Source organism: Actinomycetota bacterium (genome assembly GCA_030776625.1).
In the GTDB taxonomy this organism is placed as follows: Bacteria; Actinomycetota; CADDZG01; order CADDZG01; family WHSQ01; genus MB1-2.
In genome coordinates this window covers 128,795-149,788 of the sequence record JALYHL010000004.1, presented here as the reverse complement: position 1 = coordinate 149,788, position 20,994 = coordinate 128,795, and the positions used below count along the sequence as shown (strand labels likewise).

21 protein-coding genes and 1 tRNA gene are annotated in these 20,994 nt (G+C 66.9%); 18 read left to right on the top strand and 4 right to left on the bottom strand.

The features are described 5' to 3' along the window. The first annotated feature begins 363 nt into the window (after window positions 1-363). Genes obgE through M3N53_08275 form a run of 7 tightly spaced genes read left to right on the top strand, consistent with a single transcriptional unit; the run spans window position 364 to window position 7,620 of the window. On the top strand, window positions 364-1,632 hold the full coding sequence (gene obgE / locus M3N53_08305; GenBank protein ID MDP9068329.1) for a GTPase ObgE: 1,269 nt from the start codon (window positions 364-366) through the stop codon (window positions 1,630-1,632). Then, the gene (proB, locus tag M3N53_08300; GenBank protein ID MDP9068328.1) at window positions 1,619-2,734 is read left to right on the top strand and encodes a glutamate 5-kinase; all 1,116 of its coding nucleotides are present in this window, start codon (window positions 1,619-1,621) and stop codon (window positions 2,732-2,734) included. The genes obgE and proB overlap by 14 nt, the downstream gene beginning before the upstream one ends. 8 nt (window positions 2,735-2,742) lie before the next feature. After that, the gene (locus tag M3N53_08295) at window positions 2,743-3,981 is read left to right on the top strand and encodes a glutamate-5-semialdehyde dehydrogenase (protein ID MDP9068327.1); all 1,239 of its coding nucleotides are present in this window, start codon (window positions 2,743-2,745) and stop codon (window positions 3,979-3,981) included. A gap of 53 nt (window positions 3,982-4,034) precedes the next feature. Continuing rightward, complete coding sequence (gene nadD, locus M3N53_08290) at window positions 4,035-4,661, top strand: nicotinate-nucleotide adenylyltransferase (GenBank protein ID MDP9068326.1); 627 nt, start codon at window positions 4,035-4,037, stop codon at window positions 4,659-4,661. Beyond that, the gene (locus M3N53_08285) at window positions 4,658-6,559 is read left to right on the top strand and encodes a LytR C-terminal domain-containing protein (GenBank protein ID MDP9068325.1); all 1,902 of its coding nucleotides are present in this window, start codon (window positions 4,658-4,660) and stop codon (window positions 6,557-6,559) included. Before nadD ends, M3N53_08285 begins: the two co-directional genes overlap by 4 nt. 10 nt (window positions 6,560-6,569) lie before the next feature. Further along, window positions 6,570-6,980 carry a ribosome silencing factor gene (rsfS, locus tag M3N53_08280; protein ID MDP9068324.1) on the top strand — a complete coding sequence of 137 codons (411 nt, stop codon included), beginning with the start codon at window positions 6,570-6,572 and terminating at the stop codon, window positions 6,978-6,980. Next, entirely contained in the window at window positions 6,952-7,620 is a 669-nt protein-coding gene (locus M3N53_08275; GenBank protein MDP9068323.1) for a hypothetical protein, read from the top strand. The genes rsfS and M3N53_08275 overlap by 29 nt, the downstream gene beginning before the upstream one ends. 32 nt (window positions 7,621-7,652) lie before the next feature. On the opposite strand, the gene arsM is transcribed toward M3N53_08275, so the two are convergent. Both arsM and M3N53_08265 read right to left on the bottom strand, forming a co-directional pair. Then, window positions 7,653-8,432: an arsenite methyltransferase gene (arsM, locus tag M3N53_08270; protein MDP9068322.1), complete on the bottom strand. Its 780-nt coding sequence runs from the start codon at window positions 8,430-8,432 to the stop codon at window positions 7,653-7,655. Continuing rightward, entirely contained in the window at window positions 8,429-8,800 is a 372-nt protein-coding gene (locus M3N53_08265) for a metalloregulator ArsR/SmtB family transcription factor (GenBank protein ID MDP9068321.1), read from the bottom strand. Before M3N53_08265 ends, arsM begins: the two co-directional genes overlap by 4 nt. A 3-nt stretch (window positions 8,801-8,803) precedes the next feature. Between M3N53_08265 and M3N53_08260 the strand changes: the two genes are divergently transcribed. From M3N53_08260 to leuS, 5 genes are all read left to right on the top strand, one after another. Continuing rightward, window positions 8,804-9,226, top strand: coding sequence for a hypothetical protein (locus M3N53_08260; GenBank protein MDP9068320.1), 423 nt, complete (start codon window positions 8,804-8,806; stop codon window positions 9,224-9,226). Between the two features lie 109 nt (window positions 9,227-9,335). Continuing rightward, window positions 9,336-9,408: transfer RNA gene (locus M3N53_08255), tRNA-Ala, on the top strand. A gap of 4 nt (window positions 9,409-9,412) precedes the next feature. Next, window positions 9,413-9,850 carry a glyoxalase gene (locus tag M3N53_08250; GenBank protein MDP9068319.1) on the top strand — a complete coding sequence of 146 codons (438 nt, stop codon included), beginning with the start codon at window positions 9,413-9,415 and terminating at the stop codon, window positions 9,848-9,850. A gap of 151 nt (window positions 9,851-10,001) precedes the next feature. Beyond that, complete coding sequence (locus M3N53_08245) at window positions 10,002-10,607, top strand: hypothetical protein (protein MDP9068318.1); 606 nt, start codon at window positions 10,002-10,004, stop codon at window positions 10,605-10,607. Between the two features lie 35 nt (window positions 10,608-10,642). Next, window positions 10,643-13,120 carry a leucine--tRNA ligase gene (gene leuS / locus M3N53_08240; protein ID MDP9068317.1) on the top strand — a complete coding sequence of 826 codons (2,478 nt, stop codon included), beginning with the start codon at window positions 10,643-10,645 and terminating at the stop codon, window positions 13,118-13,120. Here the strand turns inward: leuS and M3N53_08235 are convergent. After that, window positions 13,117-14,337, bottom strand: coding sequence for a GNAT family N-acetyltransferase (locus tag M3N53_08235; GenBank protein ID MDP9068316.1), 1,221 nt, complete (start codon window positions 14,335-14,337; stop codon window positions 13,117-13,119). The two genes, leuS and M3N53_08235, sit on opposite strands and share 4 nt — an antisense overlap. An 86-nt stretch (window positions 14,338-14,423) precedes the next feature. Between M3N53_08235 and M3N53_08230 the strand changes: the two genes are divergently transcribed. The 4 genes from M3N53_08230 to holA are packed head-to-tail and all read left to right on the top strand — an operon-like array spanning window position 14,424 to window position 17,627. Next, window positions 14,424-15,077, top strand: coding sequence for a helix-hairpin-helix domain-containing protein (locus M3N53_08230; GenBank protein ID MDP9068315.1), 654 nt, complete (start codon window positions 14,424-14,426; stop codon window positions 15,075-15,077). Between the two features lie 12 nt (window positions 15,078-15,089). Beyond that, window positions 15,090-16,517 carry a ComEC/Rec2 family competence protein gene (locus M3N53_08225; GenBank protein ID MDP9068314.1) on the top strand — a complete coding sequence of 476 codons (1,428 nt, stop codon included), beginning with the start codon at window positions 15,090-15,092 and terminating at the stop codon, window positions 16,515-16,517. Further along, on the top strand, window positions 16,510-16,704 hold the full coding sequence (locus tag M3N53_08220) for a hypothetical protein (GenBank protein ID MDP9068313.1): 195 nt from the start codon (window positions 16,510-16,512) through the stop codon (window positions 16,702-16,704). Before M3N53_08225 ends, M3N53_08220 begins: the two co-directional genes overlap by 8 nt. Further along, on the top strand, window positions 16,701-17,627 hold the full coding sequence (gene holA, locus M3N53_08215; GenBank protein MDP9068312.1) for a DNA polymerase III subunit delta: 927 nt from the start codon (window positions 16,701-16,703) through the stop codon (window positions 17,625-17,627). Before M3N53_08220 ends, holA begins: the two co-directional genes overlap by 4 nt. A gap of 12 nt (window positions 17,628-17,639) precedes the next feature. Here holA and rpsT read toward each other — a convergent pair whose 3' ends face one another. Further along, window positions 17,640-17,897, bottom strand: a complete 258-nt coding sequence (gene rpsT, locus M3N53_08210; protein MDP9068311.1) for a 30S ribosomal protein S20 — start codon at window positions 17,895-17,897, stop codon at window positions 17,640-17,642. Between the two features lie 92 nt (window positions 17,898-17,989). Here rpsT and lepA point away from each other — a divergent pair, with 92 nt between their 5' ends. Together lepA and hemW are read left to right on the top strand one after the other, a co-directional pair. Continuing rightward, window positions 17,990-19,813, top strand: a complete 1,824-nt coding sequence (gene lepA, locus M3N53_08205; protein MDP9068310.1) for a translation elongation factor 4 — start codon at window positions 17,990-17,992, stop codon at window positions 19,811-19,813. Next, window positions 19,810-20,991 carry a radical SAM family heme chaperone HemW gene (hemW, locus tag M3N53_08200; GenBank protein ID MDP9068309.1) on the top strand — a complete coding sequence of 394 codons (1,182 nt, stop codon included), beginning with the start codon at window positions 19,810-19,812 and terminating at the stop codon, window positions 20,989-20,991. Before lepA ends, hemW begins: the two co-directional genes overlap by 4 nt. The last annotated feature ends 3 nt before the right edge of the window (window positions 20,992-20,994 follow it).

The following is a 20,994-nucleotide window of genomic DNA, read 5'->3' as shown; positions in this document are numbered from 1 at the left end:
CGCCTCGGTTTTGCGCCCGGAGTGTCCCGGCCCGGCCCTCTTATCCATAGAGATGATCTCGCCGGGACGCAGACCCCTCCATACGAGCGGAGGGGCTGCCGTTTACGAGCGGAGGCGGCGGCGTGTACGGGTTTGAGCGGGCCGTCGTGAAGGGCCACGTCGTCGATAGCCGGACCAACATTGGCGACGTGGCCCGGAACGGAGAGAGGCCGGCGCCGATCAGGCGCCCGCCGAGCGTGCCAGCGATGCCCGTGCCGACGCCGCGGGAGCGGGCTCGGCCGCCCCGGAGCCAGCGTGCCGGCGATGCCCGCGCCGGACGCCCCGGAGCGGATCCCGAGTCCACACCTACGTAAGGTTGAGCTCATGGCGTTTGTTGACGAGGCGAAGATCCATGTCAGTGGTGGCGCCGGTGGTGACGGCTCCGTCGCCTTTCACCGGGAACCCTTCAAGCCGAAGGGGGGGCCCGACGGCGGCGACGGCGGTGACGGCGGCAGCGTCATCTTGCGCGCCGAGGGCTCTGTCGGGACGTTGTTGGAGCTGCGCGATCACCCTCACGTGAAGGCGGCCCGCGGTGGCCACGGCGAGGGTAAGAGGCGCAACGGCGCCCGCGCCGCGGATCGGATCCTGCTGGTTCCGCCCGGCACCGTGGTCTATGACGACGACGGGACGCTGGTGGCCGATCTCGCCAACACCGGTGATCAGTTCGTCGCCGCACGGGGGGGCCGAGGGGGCCGCGGGAACGTTCGTTTCGCCACCGCCACCAGGCGCGCCCCGGCGTTCGCGGACAAGGGGGAGCCGGGGGAAGAGGCGTCGCTGCGGCTCGAGCTTCGCCTCCTGGCGGACGTGGGGTTGATCGGGTTCCCGAACGCGGGGAAGTCGACGCTTATCTCGCGAATCTCGGCGGCGAAGCCGAAGATCGCCGACTACCCGTTCACGACGCTGGAGCCGAACCTGGGTGTGGTGCGGAGCGGCGATACGTCGTTCGTCGTGGCCGATATCCCGGGCCTGATCGAGGGAGCGCACGCTGGGAAGGGCCTGGGGGACCGGTTCCTGAAGCACGTCTCGCGGGCGGCCGTTCTCGTGTTCCTGGTGGACCCGACGGCGCAGGATCGTGATCCCACACTGGACGTGAAGATCCTCCGTCACGAGCTGGAGACGTTCGATCCCACGTTGGCGCAGCGCCCGTCGGTCGTGATCCTCACGAAGGCGGACGCGGCGCGCGATGAGATCGAGCTCCTGCGGGATGAGTATCCGGACGCGATGGCGGTGTCCGCCGTCACGGGGGAGGGAATCGAGCAGTTGCTCCGCATCCTCGTGGCCCAGATCGAAAAGGCGCGCCGAGAAACGCCCCCGCGCCGGGGTTACGTCCGTCACATCTCGCGCCCGGAGACGTTGCAGGTACTGCGTGAAGAAGACGCGTGGCGCGTGCGGTGGACGAACGCGGAGCGGGCGGTGGCTATGACGAACCTCGACAACGAAGAGGCCCTGACGCGCCTTCAACGCAAGCTCATCTCGATGGGAGTCGAGCGCGCGCTTGCCGACGCAGGGGCGCAGCCGGGCGACGAGGTTCGGATAGGCGGTGCGGTATTCGACTTCGAGCCGGAGACGCTGTCTGACGATGGCGCGCCTTGAGCTGAAGGCGGGGGACCGCCTCGTCGTCAAGGTCGGCACGGCTTCTCTGGTGGGTCCGACCGGCGAACCGGACGAGGACAGGCTGCGGCGGCTCTGTCAAGAGATCGCCGAGCTACGGCAGACGGGTGTGCAGGTGATCCTGGTTTCGTCCGGCGCGATCGCCGCCGGCCTCGGGCCGCTGGGTCTCGACAGCCGTCCGGGAGACATCCCCTCACTGCAGGCCGCCGCCGCGGTCGGCCAGGGGAGATTGTTGTCGCATTACTCGCGGCTGTTCGAAGAGGCTGGTCTGGTCGTGGCGCAGATGCTCTTGACGCGGTACGACTTCATGAATCGTCAGCACTACGTCAACGCGCGCAACACGCTCGACCGGTTGCTGGCACTCGGTGTCGTCCCGATCGTGAACGAGAACGACACGGTCGCGGTGGACGAGATCAGGTTCGGTGATAACGATCGCTTGGCTGCGCTGGTAGGGAATCTCGCGCGCGCGAGGCTGCTGGCGTTGCTGACGGATGCCAAGGGACTACACACCGACGATCCGCGGCGGGTGCCGGACGCTCCGATCCTCGACGAGGTCGTGCGAATCACGCCCGAGCTCGAGAGACGGGCCGGAGGTCGCGGGTCCAGCCTCGGCACAGGTGGCATGGCGTCGAAGATCGCGGCAGCCTGGGTCGCCACCTTCTCGGGCGTGGGTGTAGTCGTCGCGGACGCGAGTGAGAGCCGGGTTCTGACGCGGGCGGTGCGCGGCGAACGCGTCGGCACCTTCTTCCACCCGCGCGCGAAGCGGGCCTCGGCGCGGAGGCTGTGGATCGCGTTCGCTCAACCTCCGCGCGGGACGGTGGTCGTCGACGCCGGCGCGCGCAGGGCGATGGTGAAGGACAAGCGCAGCTTGTTGCCGGTCGGAGTCGTCGACATCTCCGGGTCGTTCGAAAGCGGCGAGGTGGTCGACGTCTCGGACGCAACCGGCGAGTTGTTCGCCAGGGGCTTGATACGCTACGGATCGACCGAGCTGCGAGAGGCACAGGGCCGGCGTTCAGCGGAGCTTGCAGGCCGGGAGGTCATTCACCGGGACCAGCTCATCATCCTCGAGGGAGATCCAGCGTGACGAACGTGATGAGTATCTGCGAGCGCGGAGCCGCGGCTGCTCCCGCGGTGGCCAAGCTTCCGGGCGGGGTGCGGGACGCTGCGCTGCTCGCGATGGCCGAAGCGCTCGAAGCGTCCGGCGAGCAGCTCATCCGTGCGAACGCGCAGGATGTGGAGGCGGCACGCGATCAGGGAACAGCAGCCACGACGCTCGATCGGCTGACGCTGACGGAGAAGCGACTCACCTCGATGGCGGACGGACTGCGAGCGGTTGCAGCGCAGCCGGACCCCGTCGGCGAGGTGGTGGAGGGGTGGAAGCGCCCGAACGGTCTGTCGATCGAGAAGGTCCGCGTCCCGCTCGGCGTCGTCGCGGTGATCTACGAGGCGAGGCCGAACGTGACCTCCGATGTCGCCGGGCTCTGCTTGAAATCTGGCAACGCCTGCATCCTGCGTGGCTCGTCCATCGCGCTGCGGTCGAACCGCGCGTTGGTCGAGGTCCTCACGGCGGCGGCCATGGAGGCCGGTGTTCCCCCGGATGCGATCCAGCTGATAGACGACCCCCACAGGGAGTCGGCGGTCCAGTTGATGCAGGCGAAGGGCTTGGTGGACCTGTTGATCCCCCGCGGTGGGCGCGCCTTGATCGAGACGATCGAGGAGAACGCGACGATTCCGGCGATCATCGACGGCGACGGCAACTGCCACGTCTACGTCGATCGCGCGGCCGACCCTCAGATGGCGAGCAACATCGTGCTGAACGCCAAGACGCAACGCCCGAGCGTGTGCAACGCAGCGGAGACGCTGTTGGTTCACGAGGAGCTGGCCGACAAGTGGCTGCCGGAGGCGCTAGACGCGCTCGCCGCGGCCGGGGTCGAGATCCGCGCGGATGCCAGAGCGCGGCAGGTGTGGCCGCTGGCGCGCGAGGCATCGGACGAGGACTGGGCGACGGAGTACCTGGACCTCACGCTCGCGGTGAAGGTCGTGGCGTCGATCGACGAGGCCATCGCTCACGTGAACCGGTGGGGGACCTCGAACGCAGAGGCGGTCGTGACCGAAGACCTCTCCGCGGCCAGACGCTTTGCCGACGAGGTCGATTCCGGATCGATCTTCATCAACGCGTCCACCCGGTTCTCGGACGGAGGCGAGTTCGGTTTCGGGTCAGAGATCGGCATCTCGACGCAGAAACTGCACGCTCGCGGCCCCATGGGATTGCGGGAGCTGACCACGTGCAAATACGTCGTGTGGGGCGACGGGCAGACCCGGACGTCGTAGGCCCGGCCCCACAAACACGGTCGATATGCATCTCTTTCGGGTTAGCTAGGCAGATGGTGTCCTCACAGATGGTCGTGCAGCCCCAGCGCCTGGGCGTCATGGGCGGAACCTTCGACCCGATCCACGTCGGGCACCTCGTCGCGGCCTCCGAAGCTCTCAGCGTCTTCCGCCTGGACCGGGTGGTCTTCGTCCCGACGGGCCAGCCATGGCAGAAGACGAACTACTCCGATGCCGAAGACCGGTTCGTCATGACGTCGTTGGGCGCGGCGACGCACCGCAGCTTCGCTGTCTCGCGTATCGAACTGGACCGCAAAGGCCCTACCTTTACCGCGGACACGATGAGAACGCTCAAAGAGTTCCACGGCGAGGACACGAAGCTGTTCTTCATCCTGGGCGCGGATGCAGCGCTGCGGTTCGGGACCTGGAAGAAGGTCGAAGGTCTGGCCGACCACACCGAGCTGATCGCGGTGACGAGGCCCGGCTTCGCTCTCGGTCAGATAGAGACGGATGTCTCGTGGCCGCGCATCAACCTGATGGAGATGCCCGGCATCGAGGTGTCGGCCAGCGACGTCCGCGCTCGGGTCCGTGCCGGGAGGCCGATCGATTACCTGGTGCCCGCGGCCGTCGTGTCGTACATCAATGAGCGCGGCTTGTACGTCGGGTCACCGGAGGCCGGATGAACGACAACAGACGCTCGCGTGACATGTGGAAGCAGTCGCAGCCTGGGGGATCGGACGGCGAGGCCGCTCGTAGTGACGTCGACGAGACCGCTCCGCAAGACGAGAGCGCGGCTGGGGCCGAGAACGAGCACTATTCCCCTCGACACCGCGCCCCGGGGCGCGCCTCGTTGATCCGTCGGCGGCGCACGCAGACGGGATCGACTGAGGAAGTCGCTTGGGAGACGCTCTACCGCAAGGAAGAGAGCGCCACGACATGGACTACAGAGGAGCAACCGAGCGCCACACAGCCGCCGCAGGCGATCGAAGACCTGTCGTACCTCGGGCCTACCCGGGCGGAGTTGAAGAAGAGGCGTACCAAGTCCCTCGCGGAATCTCCTCCTGAGGAGCCGCAGCTCGGTTCCGAGGAGTCACCGTCCGCAGGGTCGACTCGAGAGCCGGAGCGGCGGGACCTGTATCAGGCGGCCGACACGATGGTCGAAGGTGACATCGAGCTCGCCAGCGACCGGAGCGAGGCTGCAGTGGAGACGGGGCCCGGGCGCGTGGTGGGACCCGCGCCGGGCGCAGCCTCCTCGAGAACCTCGCGACCTCAGGAGTCGTCGAGAGCGCGGCCGACGGCGCCACCGGTCCCGACGTCCCCTGCCTGGGCCTCGGCGACCGTGCCGGGCCACGACGAGCAGGTGGGCCCGCGGCGCACAGCCCTGGAGCAGCGCAAGAAGAGGCAGCGGATGCGGAAGACGGCCGGAGTCGTGGCCGCGACGATCGCGGCAGTCGGTGGTGTAGGTGCCGCTGGGTTCATGGTCACGAACGCGGTTGATCCGCCCAAGGAGAAGCGTTCCACCTCGTTCGCGCCGCCACAGCAAGAGAACTCCGTGCTATCCACCCTCTTCTTCGGGACGAAGGAGAGCAGCAGCGGTGCGCGGGGCGCTACCTGGATGACGCTTGTCACGTTGGACCCCGCCAGCGACAAGGCGTCGGTGGTCTACATCCCTTCTCACACCGCGGTGGAGGTGCCGGGCCGAGGGTTGCAGGGGGTCGGTGAGGCGTACGGGTCGGGGGGCGTCCCCCTGCTGCTGGTCAGCGCGGAGAACCTGCTCGGCGTCAACATCGACCGCTATGTAGAGCTTTCGGACAACGACGCACTCGTTCTGTTCGAAGCGCTGGGCTCACTGACGGTGGATGTGCCCGCAGAGGTCCGGGTTCCGGTCGGGCGTGACCAAGCCCGCCTCATCTTCGTCGAGGGACCCCAACAGCTCTCGCCGTCTTTGCTCGTGAAGCTCCTCTACATCGTCGGGATCGACGGCGACGACGTGGAGCTCGGAAGCCGCCATCTCGCCTTCTGGGGTCAGCTCCTCGAGGAGTACGACGATCCCGGGGAGCTCGCTTCCGCCGTCCGTGAAGCGGGCGCGGCGCTAGGCGAGTCCGACGCGACGCCGGAGGAGCACGCGGAGTTCCTCTCTGCCCTGGCCGATGTGGCACCCGAAGACGTGACGCTGACCACGCTGCCGGTGCGACCGATCAGCGCCGGTGACAGCGAGCTATACGCGACGGACGCGGAGGAGCTCGCAACCTTCGTCGACGAGACGATCGGGCTGGATCGTGATGCTTCTCGCGAGGTGCGGGTGCAGGTTCTGAACGGGAACGGCGTTCCGGGGATCGGGCAAGATGTCGCGAGTGAGCTCGTAGGGGAAGGATTCAGAGTCATCCTGTCGGGCAACGCGCGCCGCCTGAACTACCGAAAGACGCTGGTCATCACGTACGACGAGTCCGACGAGGGGGTGGCGTTGGCGGAGCGAGCGCGGGACCTCCTGGGCGTCGGAGAGGTGCAGGTTTCGGCTCAGCAGCAAGGTATCGTGGACCTCACCATCGTCGTAGGAAAGGATTTCTTACGGGCTCGATGAGCCCACTCGTATGCCTTCCGAAACTCAGCTAGTGATCGAAGCCGCAGAGGCCGCGTCATCGAAGAAGGCCGAGCGGGTGGTCATCCTCGATGTATCCGAGCTCCTCGTGATCACCGATCACTTCTTGATCTGCAGTGGGAACAACGAGCGACAGGTGCGGACGATCGCGGACGAGGTCGAGAAGCGGCTGCGGGAGACGCGGGACGTGAAGCCTTTCCGCAGAGAGGGCCAGCGTGAGGGCCGCTGGATCTTGCTCGATTACGTGGACTTCGTCGTCCACGTCTTTGGCCCCGAGGAGCGCGACTACTACGACCTCGAGCGGCTGTGGGCGGATGCGCCCATCGTCCCGTTCGACGACGGTGCAGGTCGCACGAGTGAACGAGAGGAGCGGGATGAGCCAGCCGCGGCGGAGGCGACGTAGAGGTCGCCGAGGCGGACAGGGCTCGGCGTCCGGCGCGCAGTCGAAGCAAGAGGCGATAAGGCAGTCAACCGACGCATCGGCGGCACCCGTCGGAGACGGGTCCGAAAGAACCGGCAGATCGCGTAGGCGGCGCGGCCGGTCGCGCACCCAGCCGGGAACTCGTGCGGGCTCTCCCAAGTCATCGGAGGATCTCGTCCGCGCTCTTCCGAAAGAGCGCCCCGCCACACTCACGGCGCCCCCAGACGGCCAGACGCTGGAGGCGATCATCGGCGACCTTCAGTCGACGTGGGGCGTTCCCCCCTACCCGCAGGAGTACCGGATCACGGTTCGGGTGGCCGAAGAACGAGAAGGCCGCGCGGAGGGAGCCGGCGACGCGCCCGGTCCCGACAAAACTCGCCGCGACTCAGGCGAGAGCCAACGAGAGGCAAGACCGCCCCGCTCCGATCAGCCGCGCCGCGAGAAGGCGCCTGCGGCACCGGGCTCTGCTTCTGGTGGCCCGCAACGAGAGAAGGCAACACGGAAACGCCGCCGTAGACGCCGCAAGCCCGGAGGAGGTGGTGGCTCTTCCGGTGACGGCGGATCGAACCCCGGCTTCACCTCCGAGGGCGGCTCCGGCGGCGCTTCAGCCGACCCCACGTAGCCGTAGCGCAACGCGCCGTCGGCCTCCGTTCGTTAGGAGGCGGGTTTCTGCGCCCTCACGATCGCGCTGTGCATGCCGTCGACCACATCGTGAGTGATCGAGATATCCACGCCAGAGAAACCCGCCGCGGCAAGGCCGTGCTGGTACTCGGCGAGCGACAGCGCACCCGCGATGCAACCGGCGAAGGTGCCGCGCTCCGCCCGGTCCGCCTCCGTCAAAGTGTTGGAAGCAACCACGTCGGTTATGCCGATGCGGCCGCCGGGCTTCAGGACGCGGTACATCTCGGCGAACACAGCGGACTTGTGGGACGAGAGATTGATCACGCAGTTCGAGATCACGACATCGACCGAGCCGTCCGGGAGCGGGATGTCCTCGATGTATCCCTTCAGGAACTCGACATTCTCGGCGCCCGCCTGCGCCTTGTTCCTGTTGGCGAGCTCGAGCATCTCGTCGGTCATGTCGAGGCCGTACGCCTTACCTGCCGGGCCGACGCGCTTCGCCGAGAGCAGGACGTCGATCCCGCCGCCGGATCCGAGATCGAGCACGGTCTCTCCCTCGCGCAGCTCTGCAACGGCGAGAGGATTCCCGCAGCCGAGGCTGGCGAGCACCGCCTCGGTCGGCAGTTCGGTCGTTTCTGTGCGGCTATAGAGCTCGGGGCCGAAGACCGCTGTGGTTTCCCCACAACAGGAAGCCCAGGTATCGCTGCCGCAGCAATCCGAGGTCTCGAGCGCGGCCGCGTCCATCGAACCACTGGAAACGGCGGTCGCCGCGTCGGCATATCGCTTCCGGACCTCTTCGCGTGCATCGCTCAACTTGTGGCTCCTTCCTTGATCTTCACGACCGACGCAAGTCGATCCAGTGCCCGGCCGTTCAACGAGTAGTAAGCCCACGTCCCGCGCTTCTCGCGGTCTAGCAGTCCGCTTCCGACGAGCTTCTTGAGGTGGAAGCTGACGGTCGGCTGCGACAGCCCGATCGCGGCGGTGATGTCACACACGCACACGGCTTCGTCGGCGTTCGCAAGCAGGTTGACGATGCGCACGCGGTGAGGGTCGGCGAGTGCTTTGAAGATGTCGGCGGTCGCGGTGGCCTCTTCATCATTGAGCGCGGACCCCGTGAGGGGGGCACAGCAGAGAACGGGAAGCTCTAAGGCGGTCGTGGCCACGTCGCCATCATGGCCCATAGATTGATATTCGTCAATATAGGGCAGCGGATCCTCTGCCGCCGGCAGGGCGCCCAAGACATACCGAGCGGCGAAGCGGACGCCGGAGCTCTGGCCGTTGCGAGGCGGGCTGAGCCGAAGGCTTGCTCGGGAGGAGGGCAGCCCGGCCAGGGGGACGAGGTACACCTCTTTCTGCTCGTGGCAGTAAACCCCGAAGAAGTCGACGTCGCCCCGGTAATCCCGGGTCGAACTTCGGCCGACGCTATGCGTGCGAAAACACACCGCGCCTTTGCGTACAGAACCTGCTTTGCACTGAACTTTTACGAGCCGCCCGCCCTCCTCGTAGGCGAGGTCGTAACGGCACGCGCCGAAGGGGAGGAGGACCCGCTTTCCAGCCGCGACGAGCGCCGCCATGACAGCGGCTTCGGCACGTTCGCCGATCTCTGAGGGGAGCACTTTGCTAAAGCTACGCGGCGGGTGTGACAGGTTTACTTCTTCCTTACTGGATGCTGGTTCGACCTAGCCTCGTCATCGACCCACTACACTTCGGGAGCAGGGGCCCGTAGCTCACTTGGTAGAGCGCTGCGATGGCATCGCAGAGGCAATCGGTTCGATCCCGATCGGGTCCACAAGATGAAGGTGCAATTCGTCGCCAGCGTCTCTGTGATCGCCCGTGATCCAGACGCTGCTCAGCGTCTCTATCGTGGTGCTCTTGGCTTGTCGTTCGAAGGCGGCGATGGGGGCTACCTGTTTACCGAGCGGCTCCCGGGCGTAAAGCACTTCGGTGTGTGGCCACTCGCGGACGCGGCTAGGTCGTGCTTCGGGACCGACACCTGGCCGGGGGACGTAGTCGTACCTCAAGGGAGTATCGAGTTCGAAGTTGCCTCTGCCGCAGACGTCTCCACGGCGTCAGAAGAGCTACGCGCCGCGGGATTGACCCTCCTCCACGACGCGAAGGAAGAGCCGTGGGGACAGACGATCACGAGACTGCTAAGCGACGATGGGCTCATCGTCGGAGTCTGCTTCACGCCGTGGTTTCACAAGCAGGACGGCGGCGGCGACGCGGGCTAGGAGCTTCATCCTGGTGGTATGCGCGGCGACGGTTGCCGCGGCGCCGGGGTGCTCGCAGGAACGCTCTCCGTCAGGAGTGAGCAGCGCTTCTCCGACTCCGTCCCCTCCTGGCGCTGCAGCGCCAACCGCTTGCCGGAATGAAGCGGAAGCCTTGGCTCACGAGCGGGTCGGCGGGAGCTTGGCAGCCGATGTCGACGGAGACGACCAGGAAGACGAGGTCTACCTGGTGCTTGACGAAGACGCCGCGGCCGGTTGTCGGTCGTTCCTCGTCGCGGTTACGCCCGCCGGCACGTATGCCACGCCGACGCACGAGTCCGGGGTGGAGTACGGGCTCCCGGTGCCGCGGCTGAACGCGGCTGTGCCGGTCGACGAGCGGCCGGGCGCGGAGATCGTCGTCGACCTCGAACAAGGGGCCGCTACGCAGTTCCTCGGCCTCTTCACGTTCCTCGACGGGGCGCTCGTGCGTGTGGAGGCGCGTCGCGCCCCCGAGCTCACCGGAGGTCTTCTTCCGTACGGCGGAAGCGTCGGCCACGTCGAGGCAACCGATTGCGCGTCCGGCGGCGACGCCGATGTGGTGGTGTCCGTAGCGACTCCGCTCCGCGATCGCTACGAGGTGCGCAGGCGCTTCTACGATGTCGCCGGCTCTGCGCTCGTCGCCCTTCCCGAGCTCGAGGAACGGCACCAGGTCGCGATCGACGAACTGGAGAGTTTTCCGGAGTACACCGCGGCCCCCTTCGGCAACTGCGAGACCGCGTAGCGACCCTCGTCTAGCCGACCCTTTAGGGTCGAAGCATGCAGCGGGAATACGACTTCAAGGCCATCGAGGAGCGCTGGGGCAAGGCGTGGATCGCCGCCAAAGCATGGTCCGCGCCGGTGAAGCCGGAGGGCGAGAAACGTTACACGGTCACGATGTTCCCTTACCCGTCTGGCGACCTCCACATGGGTCACGTCGAGATCTTCTCGATCCACGACACGATCGCTCGCTTCTTCCGGATGCAGGGCTACGACGTCTTGAACCCGATCGGCTGGGACGCATTCGGGCTGCCGGCCGAGAATGCCGCGATCAAGCGGAACATCCACCCGAAGACGTGGACCTACGAGAACATCGACAAGCACCGGAAGTCGTTGGAGCGCCTCGGCTGCTCCTTCGACTGGGACCGTGTCTTCTACACGTGCGACCCCTCTTATTACCGCTGGAACCAGTGGTTCTTCCTGAAGTTCTACGAGCGCGGCCTCGCATACCGGAAGGCGGCGGCCGCCAACTGGTGCCCGAACGACAAGACGGTGCTGGCGAACGAGCAGGTGATCGCGGGCCGCTGTGAGCGCTGCGATACACCCGTCGTCAGGAAGTACCTGACTCAGTGGTTCTTCAAGATCACCGACTACGCCGACCGGCTCCTCGACGACCTCGAGTTGAACACCGGGTGGAACGACCGGTTGAAGATGCTTCAGAGCAACTGGATCGGACGCTCGGAGGGGGCCGAGGTCCGCTTCGAGATCGAGGGTCACGACGAGCCGGTCGTCGTCTACACGACGCGCCCGGACACGCTGTGGGGCGCGACCTTCTTCGTGATGGCCCCCGAGCACCCGCTCGCGGACGCGTTGGTACAGGGTTCGGAGACGGAGTCCGAGCTGACGGGTTTCCGCAACGAGGTCGCGCGCCTGAGCGAGATAGACCGCATGTCGACCGAACGCCCGAAGAGAGGGCTCTTCCTCGGCCGTTACGCGATCAACCCGGTGAACGGCGAGCGCATCCCTATCTGGGCGGCGGACTACGTGCTGATGGAGTACGGGACCGGGGCGATCATGTCCGTGCCGGGTCACGACGAGAGGGACTTCGACTTCGCGCGGCGTTACGACCTTCCGATCCGACGGGTCGTGGCGGCCTCGCTCGATGCCTCGGATCGAGGCGAGCTAACGGAGCCGTTCACCGGCGACGGTGTCATGGTGGACAGCGGCGAGTTCGACGGCACGCCTACCGACCGCTCGGTCAGGGTGGTCACCGAGTGGTTGGAGGCGAAAGGCCTCGGGAAGCACGCGAAGAACTTCCGTATCCGCGACTGGCTGATCAGCCGCCAGCGGTACTGGGGAACGCCCATCCCGATCGTGTTCTGCGACCGCTGTGGCGAGGTGCCCGTGCCGATGGAGGACCTGCCGGTGGTGCTGCCGGACGAGGTTGACTTCGCTCCCCAAGAGGGGGCCTCCCCGCTGGCGAGCGTGGAGGAGTGGGTGAACGTGGCGTGTCCGAAGTGCGGTGACGACGCCAGGCGCGAGACCGACACGATGGACACTTTCGTCGACTCTTCCTGGTACTTCCTCCGTTACTTAGATCCAGACAACGAGGAGGCGCCGTTCGATCCAGAGGTGGCGAACGCGTGGATGCCGATCGATCAATACACGGGCGGGATAACGCACGCCGTGATGCATCTGATCTACGCGCGCTTCTTCCAAAAGGTCCTCATGGACATGGGGATGCTGAAGGACCCAGAGCCCTTCCCCGCATGCTTGAACCAGGGGATGGTGACGATGGGCGGCAAGGCGATGTCCAAATCACGCGGCAACATCGTCGAGGTGTCCGAGGCGGTGGACCGCTTCGGCAGCGACGCGCTCCGTCTGTACATGCTGTTCTCCGGCCCCCCCGAGCAAGACTTCGACTGGCCCGAGGAGGGCGTGGAGGCGATCGGGCCCCGGACCTTCAAGTGGCTCCAGCGCGTGTGGCAGCTGTGCGAGGACAACCGCGATGTGGTGAACGTCGGTGTTCTCCACGAAGGACCCGCAGAGCGCGCCGTCAGAAGGCACATCCACCGGACGATCAAGATCGTGGGCCGGGACTACGAAGTCTTCTCCTTCAACACCGCGATCGCGCGTCTCATGGAGCTGGTCAATCAGGCTTACCGCTACCGGCAACTAGGCGGGGGCCATCCCGCCGTGATGCGCGATCTGATCGAGACGCTCCTGAAGCTGCTGGCCCCGATGGCTCCTTACCTCGCCGAGGAGCAGTGGCACCGGCTCGGTCACGAGTCCTCGATCCACCACGAGCGCTGGCCGGAGTTCGACCCCGAGCTCGCCGCCGAGCAGGGGACGACGATGGTCGTTCAGGTGAACGGCAAGGTGCGAGACACCATCGAGGTACCGGCGGAGATCTCAGAGAGCGAGATGGTCGACCGCGCCCTCGCGTCCGAGAAGGTGCAAGCCCACCTGGACGGGAGGGAGCCGGCGAAGGTGATCGCGAAGCCACCGAAGCTCGTCTCGTTGGTGGTCGCGCGCTAGAAGCTCTCCACGCACCAGGGCGCGATGTCCGTCCGGAACATGGCGTCCGCTCTAGCGACGGCTCCCTCGGTGCGTCCCTCCACCCGCAGCGCGCGCTCCAGCTCGGCGAAGGTGAAGCCACCGAGGTAGGCGGCGGCCAGAGCCGAGACATCAAGCGACAGCTCCGCCCCGTCGCCGCGGGTCACGTCGCCGCGGCCGCCGCTTACTCGTAGCGTCCACTCGCCCTCGTTCCAGGGGCAGTACATGTCTGTGAGAGCGAACGAGATCTCGCCGTCGGCTGCATACGACCGAGCTTCTAGGGCCGCGGCCACGTCGACGATCCGGAGCCAGAGGCTCTCGCTCTTCGCGAAGCGCAGCCGGCGCGGGTCTTCGAGCATCAGCGCCAGGGGGAGATCTGCCGGCAGGAACCAAGCCTTGATCCGGTCCACGAGGTCGACCCCGAACAGGAAGCGCCAGACCTCGCGGTACGCGACCGGGTCTACGGCAACCGCTTCTCTGACGTTCAAGTAGCTGTCCGGCGTACCGTCGTCGGCCCAGTCGCCCGCCGTCCGGTAGATCGCGTACCCGCGGTCGCGGCCCTCGTCCGAGAAGACGCAGCAGAACTTCGGGCTCCCTCCGCCTCGACTCCGCTCGGGATCGGCGAGCGTCTCGTGGCGCCACCAGTCGGCGCTGCGCGCGACCATGCCCGGCCGTGTCGGCAACACCGCGTCGTAGATCGCTGGCAACACATCCCGGGCTTGCTCGAGGTCGATCATCCTGATCGTTCCCACGGGCTCAGGGTTGCCCAGGAACCTCGTCTTGTGACGTTCGATGTCGATGCGCCCCTGGTTCGAGGTGAGGCCGTATCCGAAGCGTTGGTAGATCGCTTCCTCGCTCGCCCACAGGATCGCGACGGGTTCATCGCGTGCGTGAGCGTCGTCGATGAGCGCCCGCATCATCCGGCTCATGACGCCCTTGCGCCGGTGGCTAGGCAGCACCCCGACCATGGTCACGCCCGAGGCCGCGACCGACGCGCCGGGTACCGTCATCTGGAACGGGAAGCTTCCGGAGCTCCCGACAAGCCGGTCACCCTCGAACGCGGCGAACGTGCGGTCGAGCGGCAGGACGTTTCTGATGCGCTCGACCTCGGACGCGGGGATCTCGTCGCCGAAGGCCGTAGCGAGCGTTCGGAAGAAAAGCGTTAGCTCGTCATCGGTGCAGTTCCTGATCTCGATCATGCGCGGGAACCTAACAACCGCTGGCGGAGAGCGAAGGTGTGGTCGCCGCCACGGCGCGGGCGCGGCGGCTGCTGTTCGATCGCTTTATGCCTGAGATCGTGATCGAAGAAGGATGGCGCGACAAGCTTGCAGCCCTGGGCGGCCTCCGTCGCGATTCGTGGCCACTCCTGGTGCTGATCGGCGGTTTCGTGATCGTCGCCCTCGTGCTGACGGGACGAGATGCTCCGGCCCAGGTGGCCCCTCCGGCTGAAGTCCGGGTCGCGCACGGAGCGGCCGAGCCCGCCCCCGCTTTAACAGCGGCCGCGCCGATCCTGGTCCACGTCGCGGGGGCGGTCCGCCGACCAGGGCTGTACGAGTTCCCGGCCGGAACGCGCATCGCAGACGCCATCGAGTCGGCCGGAGGGCCGACACGGCGGGCGGACCTGGATCTCTTGAACCTGGCCGAGCCTCTGGTAGATGGGACAAAGGTCGAGGTGCTGGAGCGGGGAGAAACGACCACAATCGCCGCCGCCACGCCACCGGTGGGCGGCACGGCGTCACCCGCTACAGGAACTATCTCGCTGAACACGGCCGACCAGGCGCTCCTCGAGACGATCCCGGGCGTAGGACCCGTAACTGCCGCGGCGATCCTCCAGCACAGGCAGGAGATCGGCAGGTTCGAGTCGCTCGAGCAACTTCTCGACGTCGACGGGATCGGCCCGGCGACCTTCGACGGCATCCGCTCCTACCTCACGCTCTAGCGCCGGCCCGCGGTGAGCGGATCGCTGCTTCGTGTCTGGTTGCTTGCGACCGGTGTCGCCGGTGGCGCGTGCGTGGCGGCGGGAGGAGGGGTCGCCCCTGCCGCAGCCGTCATCAGCATGACCGCGTCTGCGACGCTTGCAGTGGTCCGTCGGGTTCCCGCTGCGACGCTGGTCGCGCTGGTGGTATTCGGGTTCGGTGCCGGGGCGCTGACGGCATCTGTCCGCGGGGACCGCGGCGTGGGATTGGAAGCCGAAGCCGCTCGAGTGCCGCACTGCGACTTCGAGGCCCGGGTGCTGGAGCAGATCGGCGCGCTAGGCACCCTCGTGGCCGTCGACCGAGCCTCGTGCATTGGGCAGAGCGCGATCGGCGGCGGCGGAGTTGCGGTGATCGATACCCCGGCTCCCGCTGGAGCTCCCTTCCGTGCCACCGGGTGGTTGCTGCCGCTCGGCAGTGACGCATTCGACGAAGCGCGAAGGCGCGCCGGGGCGCAAGCGGAGCTTGATCTCGACTCGCTGTCACTTGGGCGGCCCGCCGGCTTGTTCCTGGTCGCCGCGTGGGTGCGAGACGGGCTCAAGACCTCGGCGCTCGAGATCTCGCCACCGGCGGCCGCGCTCATCCGGGGCCTCACTATCGGAGACACAGAGGCGCTGACGCCGGACACGCTGGAGCAGTTCCGTCGGGCCGGGTTGTCACATCTGCTGGCGGTCTCCGGGAGCAACGTGGCGATCGTGCTGGCCGCGGCGGCGCTGCTGGCACAAGTCTTCACCTTCAGGAGTCGGCTCCTGCTCGGCGCCGCCGCGCTGGGCGTCTTCCTGCTGGTCGTCGGTCCCGATCCTTCGGTGCTGCGGGCGGTGGCCATGGGCGTCGTTGGCCTCGTGGCGCTTGCGTGTGGACGCCCGGCGGAACCGCTCCACGCTCTGGCGATCGCGCTCGCGGTCCTGATCGTCGTCCGGCCGCAGGTCGTGTTCTCCGTCGGTCTGCACCTATCGCTCGCGGCCACCGCCGGAATCATCGTGTGGGCGCCGATCCTGCAGTCGAAGATGGAGCGGTTGCCCAGCTTCCTTCGGCTTCCGCTCGCGGTGACGTTGTCGGCGCAGGCGGGCGTACTCCCGTTGCTCGCGGGTGTCTTCGGTCAGGTGTCGCTGGTCGCGCCGCTATCGAACCTCGCCGCGGCTCCGGCGATAGCGCCCGCCACCGTGCTGGGGCTGACCGGCGGGATCCTCGGCACCTTCGATGATCGCCTCGGTGGGCTGTTCCTTCGTGCGGCAGAGCCGTTCGCGGCCTGGATCCTCCTGATCGGGCGCGTCTCGGCGCAGCCGGAGTGGGCGAGCGTGGGGGTGGCGCCGTGGCTCGGTCCGGTTCTTGCAGCCCCCGTGCTGGTGGCGGCCGTAGCAGCTCTAGCGCGCTACGTCGGCCCGATACTCTCGGACGATGCCTGACCTCCGATGGGTCCTGCTAGACGCCTCGGGCGCGGAGATCCGCGCCACGGACAGGTTCGCGACCCGCGAGGAAGCGGAGGCCTGGATGGCGCGCGAGTGGTCGACACTCCCCGACGAGGGCGCGCAGTCGGTCTCGCTGGTGGAGGGAGACGAGACGGTGTACGAGATGGGGCTGGGCGAGGAGTGACCAGCGTCTACCTGTTGTCCGGCGAGCCGTATCTAGCGGAGGAGGCGCTGGAGAAGATCCGCCGCGAGCATTCGACGGACCCGCTGTCGGAGATGGCGCTGGATGCGGCCGCCCCCGGAGCCGCGCTCATGGAAGCAGTCGGGACGGCATCGCTCCTCGGAGGACGACGGTTGGTCGTGATCCGCGACGCTCAGGACCTGAAGAAGGAACAGACCGACGCGCTCGCGACCTACCTGCAGTCCCCGTCACCCGACACCGTTCTCGTGCTGGTCGCCAGCGGCAAGACCAAGCTGGACGCGGCTGTTAAGAGCGCGGGCGTGGTGGTACCGCTGGACGCTCCCAAGGGGCGCCGTCTGGTGACGTGGCTTCGCCAGCGCGCGGTCGAGCGTCAGATCAAGCTCGACGACAGGGGCGGCTGGGCTCTCGTAGACGCGATCGGCCCGGAGTTGAGGTCGCTGGACTCCGCGCTGGAGCAGCTGGTCGCGGCGCACGGACCGGGCGCGACGATCGGCGCGACCGAGGTTCGAAGGGCTTTCCCACGGCTGGCGGAGGAGCGGAGCTTCGCTTTCACCGACGCCGTAGGCGAGCGCCGGCTGGCGGCTGCGATGACGAGTGTCCGCAGGCTGCTGGATCAAGGCGACGAGCCACTTGCCTTGTTCGGGGTGTTGAGTGGCCACCTTAGACGCCTCCTGCGCGCTCGGCAATACGCGGGTGAGGGCGCCGCTGCGGTCGGTCAAGCTCTCGGGATGCCGGAGTGGCGGGCGGAGCGGATGACGAAGCAGGCGCTGTCTTACCGCGAGGAAGAGCTGGTGCGCGCTATGGCGGTGATGGCCGAAGCAGACATAGAGATGAAGGGCGAGTTCCCGTCCGCGGAGGCAGCCCTGGAGCGTGCGGTGATCCGGATCATCACCGCGTCGAGCTGAGGGGGAGCGAGCCTAGGCGTTGAGACGCTTCGCCAACCGAGACTTCTTGTTGGCGGCGGTGTTCTTGTGGATGATCCCCTTCGACGCGGCTTTGTCGAGGCTGCGTGCAGCCTCTCTGTAGGCCTCGGTAGCGGCGTCTTTGTCGCCTGCCTCCACCGATTGAACGAAGTTCTTGATCCGCGTCTTTAGGGCCGAGCGACCGGCCTTGTTCCGCTGGCGCGCGAGCTCGCTCTGGCGGTTCCTTTTGATCTGACTCTTGATGTTGGCCATGCTTGTGAAGGGCTCCTTACAGGGGGATTCGGCCTCCAACGATAGCAGAGGCTCCAGCCGGAAGGCTCGTCCCAGGCGGCTAACGTTGACCCATGGACCAAGCGCACCAGCGAGCGATCGCGGTCATCGCCCACATAGACCACGGGAAGAGCACGCTGTCTGACCGGCTTCTGCAGCTCACGGGGACGGTGTCGGATCGTGACATGCGCGAGCAGTTCCTCGACCGCATGGATCTCGAACGCGAGCGCGGGATCACGATCAAGGCCGCGGCGGTGCGCATGCGCTACCAGGCGAAGGACGGCAACGAGTACCAGATCAACCTGATCGACACTCCCGGTCACGTCGACTTCGGTTACGAGGTCTCGCGCTCTCTGGCCGCCTGTGATGGCGTGCTCCTTCTGGTGGATGCAGCGCAGGGGATCGAGGCGCAGACGCTGACGAACCTGTACCTCGCGGTGGACGCGGGGCTCGAGATCATCCCCGTGCTGAACAAGATCGACCTTCCCGCGGCTCAGCCGGATCGCTACGCGGCGGAGCTCGCCTCGCTGATCGGGGGCGACCCCGCCGACATCTTCCGCATCTCGGCGAAGACCGGCGAGGGCGTCGAGGAGCTTCTGGAAGCGATCGTTTCGAAAGTGCCTCCTCCGAACGGTGACTCGGACGCGCCTTTGAGGGCGCTGGTGTTCGACTCGGTTTACGACGCCTACCGCGGTGTCATCGCCTACGTCCGGGTGGTGGACGGGCGCCTCCGGCGGCGGCAGGCGATCCGGTTGATGGTCGCGGACTTTGCCGCCGAGGCCGACGAGATCGGGATCATGGCCCCCGAGGCGCAACCGGTCGAGTCGCTGGACACCGGTGAGGTCGGTTACGTGATCGCCGGCATCAAGGAGGTGTCCCTGGCGAAGGTCGGCGACACAATCACATCGGCCGAAGGTCCCGCGGAGCGACCGCTGCCCGGCTACCGAGAGCCAAAGCCGATGGTGTTCGCCGGGATCTACCCGATCGAAGGCGACGACTTCCCCGAGCTGCGCGACGCGCTGGACAAGCTCAAGCTGAACGACGCCGCACTCGTGTTCGAGCCCGAGTCGTCTACGGCGCTGGGCTTCGGTTTCCGCTGCGGCTTCCTGGGCCTGTTGCACATGGAGATCGTGCGCGAGCGACTCGAGCGAGAGTTCGACCTCGAACTGATAGCGACCGCGCCCTCGGTCGGCTACGAGATCGAGTTGACCGGCGGCCACAAACAGATCGTCCGTAACCCCACCGACATGCCCGACCCCAGCAAGATCGAGGCCGTCTACGAGCCGTACGTGTCGGTGATGGTCGTGACGCCGTCGGATTTCGTGGGCACCGTGATGCAGCTCTGCCAAGATCGTCGCGGGGAGTTGAAGGAGATGCACTATCTCTCCACCGAGCGGGTCGAGATCCGCTACCACATGCCGCTCGGCGAGATCATCTTCGACTTCTTCGACCAGCTGAAGAGCCGCACGAAGGGGTACGCGTCGCTCGATTACGAGCCCGTCGGCATGTATCCGTCCAACCTCGTCAGGGTCGACGTGCTGCTCAACCAACAGCCCGTCGACGCGTTCTCGACGATCGTGCACAGAGACAAGGCCTACGACTATGGCAAGACGATGACCGAGCGGCTACGGAAGCTGATACCGCGCCAGATGTTCGATGTCCCGATCCAAGCCGCGATCGGCTCGCGCGTGATCGCGCGCGAGACGGTCAAGGCCAAGCGGAAGGACGTCCTTGCGAAGTGCTACGGCGGTGACATCACGCGGAAGCGAAAGCTCCTCGAGCAGCAGAAGAAAGGTAAGAAGAAGATGAAGCAGATCGGCGCGGTCGAGGTGCCGCAGGGAGCGTTCATCGATGCTCTGCGCGTCGACGCCGATCTGGATGCCGGAGCGCGCTCATGAGCCTTCCGGCTCCCGTGGTCGCGCCGGGCCGCAGCGGCGAGTGGATGAGCGATCCCGGTTTCGGGATCTACATCCACATCCCGTTCTGCAAGCACCGCTGCCACTACTGCGACTTCAACACCTACGAGGGCCAAGACGACCTCCACGGCGGGTACGTGGACGCGCTGGTGACCGAGATCGAGCGTTGGGACGGCGCCGCTCGTCCCGCCACGTCGGTCTTCTTCGGCGGAGGGACACCGACGCTTCTGGAGCCGCGTGAACTCGGGCGGATCCTGCGGGCGGTGCGCGCTCGCGTCGGGCTGTCGGCCGACGCCGAGGTGACGGTCGAGGCGAATCCCGAGACCGTCGACGAGCCATACCTGGCCGCGCTGCTGGAGGAGGGTTTCGGGCGCATCTCGGTAGGCGTCCAGTCGCTGGTTCCGAAGGTCCTTCTCGGCCTCGGCCGCACCCATCCTCCCGGAATCGCTCTAGCGGCGCTCGATGCTGCGCGCAGCGCGGGGTTCACCGACATCAACGCGGACCTCATCTACGGGTCGCCGTGGGAGGACGAGCAGGACTGGCAGCGGTCGCTAGAGGGCGTCCTCGAGAGCGATGTCCAGCACGTGTCCGCCTACGCGCTCACGGTGGAAGAGGGAACACCGCTTGGCACCCTGGTCCGCTCCGGCAGGACCGCCGACGTGGACCCGGACGTCCAGGCGCAGCGACACGCTGTAGCCGATGAGCTTCTAGGCGGCGGCGGTTTCTGGCGCTACGAGATCTCCAACTGGAGTAAGCCCGGCCGCGCGTCTCGTCACAACGTCCTCTACTGGTCGGCCGGCGACTACCTGGGTTTCGGAGCCGGCGCTCACGCGCACGTCGCAGGTGAACGCTGGTGCGCGACGAGGCTGCCGCGCGACTTCATCGACGCCGTCGCCTCCGGTGCTTCGACCCGCGCGGGCTCCGAGCTCTTGGATGAGGACGCACGTGCGGGTGAGGCTCTGATGTTGGGACTGCGACTGAGGGCGGGCGTCGACCTCGAGGGTTTCGCAGAGAGGTTCGGGACGTGGTCCTTGATGAGGCGAGCCGAGACTCTCGACCGGCTGCAAGAAGTGGGGTTGGTAGAGCGCGCCGGCACCTGTTTGCGCCTCAGCGACAGGGGAACCCTGCTCGCGAATGAAGCCGTCTGCGAACTCCTGTAACAG